General features: G+C 70.7%; 11 protein-coding genes. 2 read left to right on the top strand and 9 right to left on the bottom strand.

The window, feature by feature from the left end:
- The first annotated feature begins 214 nt into the window (after positions 1-214).
- A complete protein-coding gene (locus tag U3649_RS06705; protein WP_407354091.1) occupies positions 215-1402 on the top strand; it encodes a MalY/PatB family protein in 1188 nt (395 codons plus the stop codon).
- Between the two features lie 5 nt (positions 1403-1407).
- On the opposite strand, the gene thiL is transcribed toward U3649_RS06705, so the two are convergent.
- The 9 genes from thiL to glyA all read right to left on the bottom strand — a co-directional run bounded on the left by thiL (position 1408) and on the right by glyA (position 10513).
- Positions 1408-2442: a thiamine-phosphate kinase gene (gene thiL, locus U3649_RS06700; protein WP_407354090.1), complete on the bottom strand. Its 1035-nt coding sequence runs from the start codon at positions 2440-2442 to the stop codon at positions 1408-1410.
- A gap of 117 nt (positions 2443-2559) precedes the next feature.
- Complete coding sequence (gene nusB / locus U3649_RS06695) at positions 2560-3027, bottom strand: transcription antitermination factor NusB (RefSeq protein ID WP_407354089.1); 468 nt, start codon at positions 3025-3027, stop codon at positions 2560-2562.
- Positions 3028-3124: 97 nt separating this feature from the next.
- Positions 3125-3592, bottom strand: coding sequence for a 6,7-dimethyl-8-ribityllumazine synthase (ribH, locus tag U3649_RS06690; RefSeq protein WP_407354088.1), 468 nt, complete (start codon positions 3590-3592; stop codon positions 3125-3127).
- A 155-nt stretch (positions 3593-3747) separates the two neighbouring features.
- Complete coding sequence (gene ribB / locus U3649_RS06685; protein ID WP_407354561.1) at positions 3748-4803, bottom strand: 3,4-dihydroxy-2-butanone-4-phosphate synthase; 1056 nt, start codon at positions 4801-4803, stop codon at positions 3748-3750.
- Positions 4804-5003: 200 nt separating this feature from the next.
- A complete protein-coding gene (locus tag U3649_RS06680; RefSeq protein WP_407354087.1) occupies positions 5004-5597 on the bottom strand; it encodes a riboflavin synthase in 594 nt (197 codons plus the stop codon).
- A 1007-nt stretch (positions 5598-6604) separates the two neighbouring features.
- The gene (locus U3649_RS06675) at positions 6605-7366 is read right to left on the bottom strand and encodes a class I SAM-dependent methyltransferase (protein ID WP_407354086.1); all 762 of its coding nucleotides are present in this window, start codon (positions 7364-7366) and stop codon (positions 6605-6607) included.
- Between the two features lie 107 nt (positions 7367-7473).
- On the bottom strand, positions 7474-8535 hold the full coding sequence (gene ribD, locus U3649_RS06670; RefSeq protein WP_407354085.1) for a bifunctional diaminohydroxyphosphoribosylaminopyrimidine deaminase/5-amino-6-(5-phosphoribosylamino)uracil reductase RibD: 1062 nt from the start codon (positions 8533-8535) through the stop codon (positions 7474-7476).
- A gap of 65 nt (positions 8536-8600) precedes the next feature.
- Positions 8601-9134: a transcriptional regulator NrdR gene (nrdR, locus tag U3649_RS06665; RefSeq protein ID WP_407354084.1), complete on the bottom strand. Its 534-nt coding sequence runs from the start codon at positions 9132-9134 to the stop codon at positions 8601-8603.
- 125 nt (positions 9135-9259) lie between these two features.
- Positions 9260-10513 carry a serine hydroxymethyltransferase gene (gene glyA, locus U3649_RS06660; protein ID WP_407354083.1) on the bottom strand — a complete coding sequence of 418 codons (1254 nt, stop codon included), beginning with the start codon at positions 10511-10513 and terminating at the stop codon, positions 9260-9262.
- 514 nt (positions 10514-11027) lie between these two features.
- Between glyA and ettA the strand changes: the two genes are divergently transcribed.
- A complete protein-coding gene (gene ettA / locus U3649_RS06655; RefSeq protein WP_407354082.1) occupies positions 11028-12692 on the top strand; it encodes an energy-dependent translational throttle protein EttA in 1665 nt (554 codons plus the stop codon).
- Positions 12693-12790 lie beyond the last annotated feature (98 nt).

Raw genomic sequence — 12790 nt, 5'->3', positions numbered from 1 at the left:
CATCGCGAAGGGCCCGGCTGTTCATTTGCTCCGCCGTGGCGACGGGTCTGATCTCACCGCAGCGGACAGCGCTGCCTGGAGCGCGCATGGCGCGCTCCCACGGGCAGGTGCCACAGCGCATTCGCGTGGCACCGCGCGCATCTCCCGCCGGCCTTGCGCGGCCGCACTACAGCCCCTCACGACACGCGCAACCGGCATTGGTACCTTTGCGGGCATGACTGATCGCGCAAGTTCCGGCCCCGACGATTTCGATGCCCCGACCGAGGCGCAGCTGCGCGCGGCCGGCGGCCTGAAGTGGACGACCTATCCGGACTGCATCGGCGCGTTCGTCGCCGAGATGGATTTCGGCACCGCGCCGCCGGTGCGCGCCGCGTTGCGGACCATGCTGGACCGCGAGCGGTTCGGCTATCTCACCTTCGCGCTGCTGGACGAGCTGGCCGAGGCCTGCGCCCACTGGCACGCACAGCGCTACGGCTGGGCGCTGGATCCGCGGCGCGTGCAGCCGCTGCCGGACGTGCTGACCGGACTGGAGCTGGCGCTGCGCCACCTGCTGCCCGAGGGCGCCGCGGTGGCGCTGCCGACGCCCAACTACATGCCGTTCCTGCCGCTGCTGCGGATGCTCGGCCACCGCGTGATCCAGGTGCCGATGCTGCGCACGGCCGACGGCTGGCGCTTCGATTACGCCGCGCTGGACGCCGCCTTCGCCGATGGCGCGCGGCTGGCGATCCTGTGCAACCCGCACAACCCGATCGGGAGGGTGTTTTCGCGCGGGGAGCTCGACCGCTTCTGCGACGTGGTCGCGCGCCACGACGGCCGGGTGTTCTGCGACGAAATCCACGCCCCGCTGGTGTTCGCGCCGCACCGCCACCTGCCCTACGCCGCGCTCGGCGAGCGGGCCGCGGCGCAGGCGATCACCGCGACCTCCGCCTCCAAGGGCTGGAATCTGCCCGGATTGAAGTGCGCGCAGCTGATCCTGAGCAACGACCACGACCTGCGGCAGTGGCGGCGGATGGCGCCGCTGGCCGGGCATGCCACCGCCACCGCCGGCGCGATCGCCAACATCGCCGCCTACCGCGACGGCGGACCGTGGCTGGACGGCGTGGTGGACCATCTGCGGGGCAACCGCGCGCGAATGATGCAGCTGCTGCACGAGCGGCTGCCGCTGGTCGACTGCGTCGAGCCCGAGGGGACCTACCTCGCCTGGCTGGACTGCCGGCAACTCTCGCTGCCCGAGGCGCCGCACCTGTTCTTCCGCCGCAAGGCGGGCGTGGCGCTGACCGACGGCGGCGAATGCGGCGATGCCGGCGCCGGCCACGTGCGGATCAACTTCGCCATGCCGCGGCCGATCCTGGAACGGGCGATCGGGCGTATGGCCGATGCCGTCGCGGATGTCGTGGGCTGAGTGCGCTACTCCGAAGGTGCTCCGGCGTTCTCGACAACGTCCCGATGGGAGAGAGAGGCTTCTGGATCCGCAAAGTGCGCGTAGCCCGCGCGGCGCGGTCGCCAGGTCCGGCCGCCGCCATCGCGGGCGCGCACCCCGTCGCCGGCGACGATGCGGCCGATGCGGGTGACGGCGACGTCCGCCTCGAAGCCGACGCGGGCCACCGCGTCGCGCGCGTCCGGCGGCGCGGTGAAGCACAACTCGTAGTCGTCCCCGCCGGCGGCCTGCAGTTCGCGACGGGCGTCGCCCGCGAACCGCTCGCACAGCGCATCCGACGCCGGCAGGGCGTCGATCCGCACCTCGGCGCCGACGCGGCTGGCGGCGCAGACGTGGCCGAGGTCCGCCAGCAGGCCGTCGGAGACGTCGATGCAGGCATGGGCGATGCCGGCCAGCGCGGCGCCGGCCGCCAGCCGCGGCTGCGGCCGGTCGAGGCGCAGGCGCAGCCATGCCGAAGCGTCGGCGGCATCGCCCGTGGATTCCGCCGATGCCGGCAGGGCCAGCGCGCCAGCGGCATCGCCCAGGCTGCCGGTCACCCACACGTCGTCGCCGACGCGGGCGCCGTCGCGGCGCAGGGCGCGGCCCGGCTCGACCAGCCCGTGCGCGGTGACGCAGACCGACAGCGACCCGCGGGTGGTGTCGCCGCCGACCAGGGCGACGCCGTGCTGCGCGGCGAGTGCGAGGAAGCCGTCGAGGAACCCGTCGATCCAGTCGGTATCGGCCCGCGGCAGCGACAGCGACAGCGTGCACCAGGCCGGCCGCGCGGCCATCGCCGCCAGGTCCGACAGGTTCACCGCCAGCGCCTTCCAACCGATATCGGCCGCGGCGGTCGCGGCGGGAAAGTGCACGCCCGCGTTGAGCGTGTCGGTGGTCACGACCAGGCGCATGCCGTCGGGGACGCGCAGCACGGCGGCGTCGTCGCCGATGCCGAGCTCGACGTCCTCGCGCCGCCCGGCGCGGGCGCGGGCGCGGATGCGGATGCGGGCGATCAGGTCGAATTCCATCGGAGCCAGGAGTGAGTGAGGAGTGGGAAGCGAGTGAAAGGCGCCTCTGCCGCGGAGCCGGTGCAGCTGTCGCCATCCTGCCGGGACAGCGGACGCCGTTCAGCTCTTGCCCGTTTCTCACTCCTCTCCACTCACTCCTCGCCTCTCGACCGCGCGCCACTCGATGCAGGCACGATCGAGCACGCCGTTGACGTAGGTGTGGCCGTGCTCCGAGCCGAAGCGCTTGACCGTCTTCAGCGCCTCGTCGATGACCACGCGATAGGGCACGTCGAGGCGATGCTGCAGTTCGTAGGCGGCGATGCGCAGCATGGCGCGCTCGATCTGGTCGACCTCCTCGACGGTGCGGTCGAGGTACGGCTGCAGCGAGGCGTCGAGCGCTGCGCGCTGCGTCAGCACGCCGCGCACCAGGTCCTCGAAGTACTCCAGGTCCGCGACTTCGTGCGCCTGCTCGTGCGCGAACTGGGCGATGATGTCCTGTGCCGAGCCGCCCGACAGCTGCCAGGCGTAGACCGCCTGCAGCGCCCGCCGCCGCGCACGCGTGCGCAGCGCCGGATCGATGCCGCCCTTGCGGTGCGGCCGGTTCATGCCGGCGCTCTCCTGCCGACGCCCGTCCGCGGCCCGTGCATGCACGCGGCCGGCGCGCCACCGACAGGCTCTTTTCGCCTGCCGGACCTTGAAGCCGTCATGGCAGCTTCTCCATCAACTCGGCCATCTCGATCGCCACCAGCGCGGCTTCCTCGCCCTTGTTGCCGTGGTTGCCGCCGGCACGGCGCTCGGCGTCCTCGAAGCGGTCGACCGCGAGCACGCCGTTGGCGACCGGGATGCCGAAGTCCAGGGCGACGCGCATCAGCCCGTCGGAGCAGCCGTCGGCAACCTGCTCGTAGTGTCGGGTGTCGCCGCGCACCACGCAGCCGAGCGCGACGATGGCGACATGGCCGCCCGCCTTCGCCAGCCGCGCCGCCGCCGCCGGGATTTCCCAGGCGCCGGGCACGCGGACCACGTCGATCGCATCCTCGGCCACGCCGTTGTCGGCGAAGGCCTTGCGCGCACCGGCGACCAGGGTGTCGCTGATGCGCGGGTTCCAGCGGCTGGCGATGATCGCGAAGCGCGTGCCTTCGGCGGCACGCAGGTCGCCTTCGTAGTGGGTCATGCTGACGGATTCGAACAGGGGCGGTCAGTTTAACGCGCCTGCTTGCTAGCGGGTTGCCGCCGCAACCCCGTCGTAGAGCGGAGCTTGCTCCGCTGCGCGGGCTCCGAAGCCTGGAGCAGCGGAGCAAGCTCCGCTCTACGGGGGCATCGAGGCATCTAGGGCTCCACGTATTCCACCGCCTCGAGCCCGAAGCCGGCCAGCCCGACCTGCTTGCGCGGGGTGCCGAGCACGCGCAGGCGGCCGAAGCCGAGGTCGGCCAGGATCTGGCTGCCGGCGCCGTTGCGGCGCCATTCCGCCAGCGCGCCGGCACGCGTGGGTGCGGCGGTGGCGCCATCCGGCGCCTGGCGGATGCGCGCCAGCAGCGCGTCGGCGTCCGCGCGTTCCTCGAGCAGCACCAGCGCGCCCGTCGGCTCGCGGCGCAATCGCGCCAGCACGTCGCCGGTCGCCGGGCCGAAGTCGTCGCGGCGCCAATGCAGGGCGTCGACCAGCGGATTCAGCGGCTGCACCCGCACCAGCGCCGGGACCCCGGGATCGGGCATGCCGTGCACCAGCGCCAGGTGCAGGCCCTGGCTGAGGCGGTCGCGGTAGGTCACCAGCCGGAACGGGCCATGCGCCGTGTCGATCCCGCGCTCGTCGACCCGCTCGATGGTGTGCTCGGTCTCCAGCCGGTGGCGGATCAGGTCCTCGATCGAACCGATCTTCAGACCGTGCTCGCGCGCGAACGCCTCCAGCTGCGGGCGTCGTGCCATGCTGCCGTCGGGATTGAGGACCTCCACCAGCACTCCGGCCGGCTCCAGCCCCGCCAGCAGGGCCAGGTCGGCTGCGGCCTCGGTATGGCCGGCACGGCTGAGCACGCCGCCGGGCTGCGCCTGCAGCGGGAAGATGTGCCCCGGCTGCGACAGGTCCGACGGCCGCGCGTCCGGCCGCACCGCGGTGCGGATGGTGTGGGCGCGGTCGTAGGCGGAGATGCCGGTGGTCACGCCCTCGGCGGCCTCGATGCTGACGGTGAAGTTGGTGCCGTGGGCGGAGGTGTTGTCGCGCACCATCGGCGGCAGCCCGAGCTGGGCGCAGCGCTCGCGCGTGAGCGACAGGCACACCAGGCCGCGGGCGTGGGTGACCATGAAGTTGATGTCCGACGGGCGCACCAGCTCGGCGGCCATGATCAGGTCGCCTTCGTTCTCGCGATCCTCGTCGTCGACGATGACGACCATGCGGCCGGCGCGGATTTCTTCGAGCAGTTCGGGGATCGGGGAGAAGGGCATGAGGAGGCCGTGATTGCTGATTGGTGATTGGTGATTCGGTCAGGATCCGTCGTCCCGGCGCAAGCCGGGATCCGGCTGGATCGCCGTTGTCCGATTCGCGTGATTCCGGCCTGTGCCGGAATGGCGGGCATGCTCGCACGTCGGGACGATCAGGACGCGCGCAGCAACCTTTCGACATAGCGGGCCACCAGGTCGACCTCGAGGTTCACCGGATCGCCAATCGCCGTGGACGCAAAGGCGGTGTTGGCGACGGTATGCGGGATCAGCGCGACCTCGAAGCCGGCCTCGTCCACCGCGTTGACGGTGAGGCTGACGCCGTCGACGCAGATCGACCCCTTCTTCGCCACGTAGCGCAGCACGCCGGGCGGCGCGGAGAAGCGCCAGCGCTGCGCGCGCGCGTCCGGCTCGACGCGCTCGACCCGGCCCACGCCGTCGACATGGCCGCTGACCAGGTGCCCGCCGAGGCGGTCGTCCGGCCGCATCGCGCGCTCGAGGTTGAGCGCCGCACCGCCGGCCAGCCCGCCCAGCGTGGTCAGGGCCAGGGTCTCGTTGGAGGCGTCGGCCTGGAACGAGGCGGCGTCGAACGCGACCACGGTCAGGCAGACGCCGTTGACCGCGATGCTCTCGCCGGTGCGCACGTCCTCGAACGGCAGCGAGCCGACATCGACCTGCAGGCGCACGTCGCCGCCGCGCGGCGCGCGCTCGACCAGGCGGCCAACGCCTTCGATGATGCCAGTAAACATATTCCCTCCGAAGGCCGGTAGCTCAAAGGTTGCGGATTCGCAATCGAAATTCATTCCGCATGGCGCCAACTCCCCCTCTCCCGCTTGCGGGGTGAAGAGGCACGCTTGCGAGCCATTGGCTCTCGTGCCGATGAACGCGCGCGGGCCGGGGCGCGGAGCGAGGGATGGGGTGAGGGCATGAACATCAGCACGCCTCCCGCGCGGCGCGGCCGCGCAGGACGGTGGACGGGACGGGACGGAACGATTGGGACATGCACGTTTCCCGCAGTGGAAGCGAAAAACGTCCCGGGCGCGGGACATGCGCGCAGCCGCCGGCCGCGCATGCCGTCTTCTTTCATCCGGACTGTGGGGAACCGGCGTCCGGCGCACCGCGCCGCGCATCGATTCCCGGACCGTCGGCTCCGGCATCGGACCGGATCTGCTGACCCTGCGCCGCCCCCGAAGGAACCGCCGCAAGCGCTCGCGGGCTCGCGCGGCGGCTTCGCAGAAGCGCCGCGCCTACCGCCGGTGGGGACTTCCACCCCGCCCTGAAGACGTCTGGTTGTGTTCTGGATCGCCGGCGAACCGGTGCCGTGGATTCTACACGCGCCAGGCAGATATTGCCGTTTCAGTGAAGCAAGGCCCGTCGCCGCGGGCGGTGTGGATGACTAGCCGCGCCAGGCAGATCCATCCAGCACGGTGACGCAGACCCCCGTCGCCACGGGCGGTGTGAATGACTAGCCGCACCCGCCATGCAACCCTATCCATTGCCGTGAGGCTAGAGCGTGCTACCCCTTCGTGCCGCGTCCCGGAGCCCCACGGGAGTCCCGACATTCGCTTCCACGCTCCAAGCAACGCACTCCAAGGCACCCCTGTGGGAGCGACGGAAGTCGCGACTCCGCGGGCGACCCGTCGCGACTCCCGTCGCTCCCACAAGGAACTCATGCATCGCGCCGCCCGCCCCCTGGGCTCGGAGGTGTCCCCCAAATGCGCAACACCCACCTTCGCCGAGACGACGAGCGCCGGCACTACGCCCGCATCTTGCGGCGGGCGTGCACGAACAGCGGCCAGCGCAGGCGGCGCGCACGCTCCGCATCGCCCCAGGCGGCGGCGATCGCCGGCGCGTGGCGGGCCACCGGATCCTCGCCGCGCTGTTCGCGATAGCGCTTGGTCGCCGAAAAGCTGCCGAAATAGCCCAGCAACCGCACCAGCGGCCAGTCCGCGGTCATGGCGAACGACGGCGCCTCGATCGCCTCGAACGGCCACTCGAAACCGGCATAGGCGCTGTCGACCAGCGCGCGCTCGGGCGGCCAACAGGCGGCGATCTCGTCGCGAAAGGCGTCGACCGCAGCGCCGATCGCCGGGTCTGTCACGATGTCCTGGTAACCCCACGCCACCAGCAGCCCGCCCGGCCGCAGCACCCGCGCGCACTCGGCGAAGAACGCCTGCCGGTCGAACCAGTGCAGCGCCTGCGCCACGCAGACCGCGTCCACGGAGGCATCAGCCAGGCTGCAGCGTTCGCCGGGCTCGACCGCGAAATGCACGTTCTCCGGCGCGTGCGCCTGCGCGATCTGCGCGGCGCTGGGGTCGCTGGCATGGACCTGCGCGAAACGCGTCGCCAGGCTGCGGCTGGCCTGGCCGCTGCCGCAGCCGGCCTCCCAGGCCAGGCCGCGCGCGGGCGCGGCCGCGGCGATCCAGTCGAACAGCGCCTCGGGATACGCCGGTCGCGCCTGCGCGTAGTCCGCCGCGACCGCAGAGAAATGATCGTGAAATGGCCTCTCGTCCGTCATGCCCGCCTCGCCAGCGCCAAAGCCCGTCCGCCGCCCCGTAGAGCGGAGCTCGCTCCGCTGCTCCCGGCTCCGGAGCCCCGTAGCCCTGCAGCCCAGCAAGCTCGGCTCTACGAGGCGGGTTGCAGCAGCAGCCTCAGATCGTCGCCGACGGCACGCGTCTCGATCACGCGCAGCTGGAACCGCTGCGCCATGTCCTCGATGCGCAGGCCCGCGAACAGCGGGCGCGCGCGGTCGCCGAGCAGCACCGGGGCGACGTACAACAGCAGTTCGTCCACCAGGCCCGCGGTCAGGAACGCGCCCGCCAGGGTCGCGCCGGTCTCGACGTGGACCTCGTTGATCTCGCGTTCGGCCAGCAGCTTCAGCACCGCCTCCAGGTCGAGGTAGCCGTCGCGGGTGGCGACCGCCGCACGCGCCGCATCGAGCTCGCGCGGCGGCTTCACGTTGGGCGCGTGCAGGTAGAGGGTCGGCGCACCGCCTTCGCGCACGCGGCCGCGGGCGACGGTGGCCAGCCCCGGATCCAGCACCACGCGCAGCGGCGGCACGAACTCCGCGACGGCGGGCAGGCGCACGGTCAACCGCGGATCGTCGGCGAGGATGGTGCCGGCGCCGGACAGGATCGCGCCGCTGCGCGCGCGCCAGCGGTGCACGTCGGCGCGCGCGGCCTCGCCGGTGATCCATTGCGAATCGCCACTGGCCAGGGCGGTACGGCCGTCCAGGCTCATGGCGAGCTTCACCCGCACCCAGGGACGGCCACGCTCGATCCGCGAGAGGAAACCGCGGTTGAGCGCGCGCGCCTGGTCCTCCATCAACCCCGACGCGGCGTCGATTCCGGCCGCGAGCAGCCGTTCGAATCCCTTGCCGTCGACCTGCGGGAACGGATCGCGCATCGCCGCCACCACCCGCGCCACGCCGGCCGCGACCAGCGCATCGGCGCAGGGCCCGGTGCTGCCGGTATGGGCGCACGGCTCCAGGGTGACGTAGGCGGTGGCGCCCTGCGCGCGGCCGCCCGCCGCTTCCAGTGCGAGCACCTCCGCATGCGGCCCGCCCTTGCGCTGGTGCCAGCCCTCGCCGACGACCTCCTCGCCGTGCGCCAGCACGCAGCCGACCATCGGGTTGGGCTTGGTGGTCCAGGCGCCGCGCTCGGCCAGGCGCAGTGCGCGGGCCAGCATGGCGTGGTCGGTGGCTGAAAAGCCGTGATTCGTGATTCGTGATTCGTGATTCGCGTCGCTGCTCGTCATCGTTTGCGGCCCTTGCCGGTGCCCTTGTCGAAGGGCACCACGTCGCCGGTCAGCAGCGGCAGCTGGCCCTCGCCGGGCAGGTCGCGCTCGAGCCGGTCGAGTTCCTCGCGGAAGTCGGCGACGTCCTGGAACGAACGGTAGACCGAGGCGAAACGCACGAAGCCCACGTGATCGAGCTTGCGCAGCTCGGCGATGACGAACTCGCCCACCCGGCGCGAGGAGATCTCGCGCTCGGTAGTCATGCGCAGCTGGTGCACCACCGCGCGCACCGCCGCCTCGATCTGCTCCTCCGAGACCGGCCGCTTGTGCAGCGCGCGATCGAAGCCCAGGCGCAGCTTGCGCGCGTCGAACGACTCGCGACGGCCGTCGCCCTTGATGATCACCGGCAGCTTGAGCTCGATCGTCTCCAGCGTGCTGAAACGCTCGCCGCAGGCCTCGCACTCGCGCCGGCGGCGGATCGTCGCGCCGTCCTCGGAAACGCGCGAGTCGATGACGCGGGTGTCGACGTGCTGGCAGAAGGGACAATGCATGAAGAGCCGTGATTGGTGATTCGGGATTCGTGATTGGAAAGGGGGAGGACGTTGATTCAGTTGGCAATGAACTATGGCGACTCGCTTCTACGAATCACCAATCCCGAATCACCAATCACGGCACCTCAGCCATAGACGGGGAACCTGCGGCACTGGGCGGTGACTTTTTCGCGGACGGCGGCGATCACGGCTTCGTCTTCCGGGGCGTCGAGGACGTCGCACATCCAGCCGGCCAGGTCGATGCAGTCGCGCTCGCCGTAGCCGCGCGTGGTGACCGCGGGGGTGCCGATGCGCAGGCCGGAGGTGACGAAGGGCTTCTGCGGGTCGTTCGGCACGGCGTTCTTGTTGACGGTGATGTGGGCTTTGCCGAGCGCGGCCTCCGCGGCCTTGCCGGTGATGCCCTTGCCGATCATGTCGACCAGCATCAGGTGATTGCGGGTGCCGCCGGACACGATCTTGTAGCCGCGCGCGACGATCGTCTCCGCCATCGCCTGGGCGTTCTTCACCACCTGCTGCTGGTAGGCCTTGAACTCCGGCTCCAGCGCTTCCTTGAACGCCACCGCCTTGGCGGCGATGACGTGCATCAGCGGTCCGCCCTGGATGCCGGGGAAGACGATCGACTGCAGCTTCTTCTCGATCTCCTCGCCGGCGCCGCTGGCGACGATGATGCCGCCGCGCGGGCCGCGCAGGGTCTTGTGGGTGGTCGAGGTGACCACGTGCGCGTGCGGCAGCGGGCTCGGATAGACGCCAGCGGCGATCAGCCCCGCCACGTGCGCCATGTCGACGAACAGAATCGCGTCGATCTTGTCGGCGATGGCGCGAAAGCGCGCCCAGTCGACCACCTGCGAGTAGGCGCTGAACCCGGCGACCACCATCTTCGGCCGGTGCTCGAGGGCCAGGCGCTCCACTTCGTCGTAGTCGATCAGGCCGTCGTCGTTCACGCCGTACTGGACCGCGTTGAACAGCTTGCCCGAGGCGTTGACCTTGGCGCCGTGGGTGAGGTGGCCGCCGTGGGCCAACGACATGCCGAGGAGGGTGTCGCCCGGCTGGAGCAGGGCGAAGTACACGGCCTGGTTGGCCTGGGAGCCCGAATGCGGCTGGACGTTGGCGTAGTCGGCACCAAATAGTTGCTTGACCCGGTCGATCGCCAGCTGCTCGGCGACGTCGACGTACTCGCAGCCGCCGTAGTAGCGCTTGCGCGGGTAGCCTTCGGCGTACTTGTTGGTCAGCACGCTCCCCTGGGCCTCGAGCACGCGGGGACTGGCGTAGTTCTCCGAGGCGATCAGCTCGACGTGATCCTCCTGGCGGCGGCGCTCGTCGGCGATCGCCGCGGCCAGTTCAGGGTCGTAACCTTCGATGCGGGCATCACGCGGGAACATTCCGGCTCCAGGGGTTCAGTCAGCGCTGATTGTACCGTTCGTCGCGGGGCGGGGCGGCAGTGCGGTCCGGAGCCTGTTTCCGGCAGCCGCCGGCCATCGGGCGGGGTGGCCCCGGCAAGTCGCTCCCCGAGACTCGCTTGGTTGCGGCGCCACCCCGCCCGATGGTCGAACTTCACCGCTGCTGACTGCAACGGCAACAGCAACAGCGTTGGCGGACGCACCGCCCTGCTTTTCCGCCAGTTCGCGGCGAGGTCGGGAGCGGGCCGCGGGATTCGCGCCAACCAAGCGAGTATCGGGGAGCGACTTGGCGTGGATCCCGCGGCCCGCCCCGCGACACCGGCTCTTTTGCTTTCGGCCCGCGCAAGAAGGCTGAATTCCAGCCAGCGGGCGCCGCGACATTGGCGCCCAAGGGCAGCCCAGCCGCAGCGGGCCCGGTATAATTGCCGGCATCCCCGTCCCCCACCCGCCCCGCGTGCCGATGCCGCGCGGCGGGCTTCGTTGCACCGGAGCCTCCATGTCGCAATACATCTACACCATGAACGGCGTCAGCAAGACCGTGCCGCCGAAGCGCCAGATCATCAAGGACATCTCGCTGTCGTTCTTCCCCGGCGCCAAGATCGGCCTGCTGGGCCTGAACGGCGCCGGCAAGTCCACGGTGCTGAAGATCATGGCCGGCGTCGACACCGACTTCTCCGGCGAGGCGCGGCCGCAGCCGGGCATCAAGGTCGGCTACCTGGCGCAGGAGCCGCAGCTCGATCCGGACAAGACCGTGCGCGAGGCCGTGGAGGAAGGCGTCGGCGAGATCCTGCAGGCGCAGGCCGAGCTCGACAAGATCTACGCCGCCTACGCCGAGGAAGGCGCCGACTTCGACAAGCTCGCCGCCGAACAGCAGCGGCTGGAGGCGATCCTGGCCTCGGGTGACGCCCACCTGCTGGAACAGCAGCTGGAAGTGGCCGCCGATGCGCTGCGCATCCCCCCCTGGGACGCGAAGATCGGCCCGTTGTCGGGCGGCGAGAAGCGCCGCGTGGCGCTGTGCCGCCTGCTGCTGTCCAAGCCCGACATGCTGCTGCTCGACGAGCCGACCAACCATCTCGACGCCGAATCGGTGGAATGGCTGGAGGAATTCCTGGCGCGCTACAGCGGCACCGTGGTGGCGGTGACCCACGACCGCTACTTCCTCGACAACGCCGCCGAATGGATCCTCGAGCTCGACCGCGGCCGCGGCATCCCGTGGAAGGGCAACTACAGCGAGTGGCTGGTGCAGAAGGAGGACCGCCTCAAGCGCGAGGAATCGCAGGAGAAGGCCCGGCAGAAGGCGATCGCCCGCGAGCTGGAATGGGCGCGCAGCAACGCCAAGGGCGGCCGCTCCAAGGGCAAGGCGCGCCTGGCGCGGATCGAGGAGCTGCAGTCGGTCGACTACCAGCGCCGCAACGAGACCAACGAGATCTTCATCCCGCCGGGCGAGCGCCTGGGCAACTCGGTGATGGAGTTCAAGGGCGTGACCAAGTCGTTCGGCGACCGCCTGCTGATCGACGACCTGTCGTTCATCGTGCCGCCCGGCGCGATCGTCGGCATCATCGGCCCCAACGGCGCCGGCAAGTCGACCCTGTTCCGGATGATCATCGGCCAGGAAAAGCCCGACAAGGGCGAGATCGTCACCGGACCGACCGTGAAGCTGGCCTACGTCGACCAGAGCCGCGAGGCGCTGACCGGCAACCACAACGTGTTCCAGGAGGTCAGCGGCGGCGCCGACATCCTCAACATCAACGGCATCGAGATCCAGTCGCGCGCCTACATCGGCCGCTTCAACTTCAAGGGCCAGGACCAGCAGAAGCTGGTCGGCACGCTGTCGGGCGGCGAGCGCGGCCGCCTGCACCTGGCCAAGACCCTGCTGCAGGGCGGCAACGTGCTGCTGCTCGACGAACCGTCCAACGACCTCGACATCGAGACCCTGCGCGCGCTGGAAGACGCGCTGCTGGAGTTCCCGGGCAACGCGTTCGTGATCTCGCATGACCGCTGGTTCCTGGACCGCATCGCCACCCACATCCTCGCCTTCGAGGGCGACAGCCACGTCGAGTTCTTCCAGGGCAACTACCGCGAGTACGAAGAGGACAAGAAGCGCCGCCTGGGCGAGGAAGGCGCCAAGCCGCACCGGCTGAGGTTCAAGGCATTGAAGTGACGATTTGGCCCGCGCCCGCTTTGCGGGCGCGGCTTTGCCAAATCGTCATCCCGGCATGCTCTTGGCCGGGATCCAGGGACTTGGATCTTGATTTTGGC

Origin of the sequence: Luteimonas sp. R10, assembly GCF_045689605.1 — a bacterium.
In the GTDB taxonomy this organism is placed as follows: Bacteria; Pseudomonadota; Gammaproteobacteria; order Xanthomonadales; family Xanthomonadaceae; genus Luteimonas.
Note: the sequence above shows the minus strand (reverse complement) of the source record. Positions and strands in the feature narration are given on the sequence as shown.